General features: G+C 34.2%; 2 protein-coding genes. Both read right to left on the reverse strand.

What is annotated here, in order from left to right; all coding sequences use genetic code 11:
- Positions 1-76: 76 nt before the first annotated feature.
- Complete coding sequence (locus tag ACFIKY_RS08990; RefSeq protein ID WP_375636787.1) at positions 77-820, reverse strand: type IV secretion system protein; 744 nt, start codon at positions 818-820, stop codon at positions 77-79.
- On the reverse strand, positions 817-960 hold the full coding sequence (locus ACFIKY_RS08995; protein ID WP_375636801.1) for a TrwH protein: 144 nt from the start codon (positions 958-960) through the stop codon (positions 817-819). Before ACFIKY_RS08995 ends, ACFIKY_RS08990 begins: the two co-directional genes overlap by 4 nt.
- Between the last annotated feature and the right edge of the window lie 150 nt (positions 961-1,110).

Here is a 1,110-nt window from a genome sequence, read left to right on the forward strand (position 1 = left end):
CCTTGGCTTTGAGAAAACCTTTCTGCCCCTCTGAATTGTTCAGATAGTACTGAACTTTCTACATTGGCTTTTGTTTTCATCGTATGGTAGGTACATTTCGGTTATCAGAGGACATAATTTTTCCATACAATTTACGTTTTTGTATTTCGATAAGAGTCTCTTCGTTATCGCTTAAATTTCTGACCATTTGTAGCTTTGTATATTCATTTTGGAGCATGGCTGACATGGTCTTGATGCGTGTTTGCAGCTCGAAAACTTCTTTCAGATCTTTTGTTTTATCTATATTATTTAAGAAATCGACAATTTGTGTAAAGCGGTTCTCTGCGTCTTGGAAAGTTTGCAAACTTACAGCTTTATCGACAATTCCACTATATTTAAGACGTTTATTAATTATTGTGCGCATTTCATGATACGGCAAGAACCAGAAGACGCTCCTTTTCTCTTCATGATGAACAGAATATAAAAGATCTCGAAATTCCCCAACATTTATGCTATAGTAATCGCGGCCCTTTTCTGGGTAGCTGAGAGTGGGCGAATCTTGTATGAAAAAACTCTTTTTCTCTCCTATTGTTGGTTTTTTTATTCTATTTCCTGTTATAGACTGATGGATTTTTTTCGCGTTTTCGATCTGGTTTTCGTTTGTTCTAATTTGTTGTTTTAACAACTCAATAATTGTCAGATAGTCTGCTTTTGAAACAGGGAAAGGACTTTGAACAGTCGGACCTTGAGTCCCAGAACCCCAACTAAAGTTAGACGTTAGAGTTAAATTTATCATTCCCAAAAGGGTAATCATTCCTGTTATAATAAATCTCTTTTTCATCTGTCTCCTCGCTTGATTTCGGCAGGGATTGTTTTATTAATAGGTACACGGTTCCTATCATTGGGCTGTTTTAGCTTTGGTGCTAATGCACAAGCCGATAAAATGTTTGCAATCAAAATTGTAAGAATGACCGACTTCATTTTAATACGACTCTTTTTTACCGTTATATACATCATGATATTTATTGTCATTATTATAATTTTGACACTAAAATAAAGTGTATAGTTTGCGATAATTGATCTTTTCTTAATTTCATTTTTTAATTTATGAAAATAGCTCAATTTCAGTGC

The sequence above is a fragment of the Bartonella sp. CR127HXZ genome (assembly GCF_042194555.1).
Taxonomy (GTDB): domain Bacteria; phylum Pseudomonadota; class Alphaproteobacteria; order Rhizobiales; family Rhizobiaceae; genus Bartonella; species Bartonella grahamii.

Excerpts from the sequence above, each read along its gene's own strand:
- ACFIKY_RS08995 (WP_375636801.1), bottom strand. The coding sequence starts at position 960 with ATGAAGTCGGTCATTCTTACAATTTTGATTGCAAACATTTTATCGGCT.
- ACFIKY_RS08990 (WP_375636787.1), bottom strand. The coding sequence starts at position 820 with ATGAAAAAGAGATTTATTATAACAGGAATGATTACCCTTTTGGGAATG.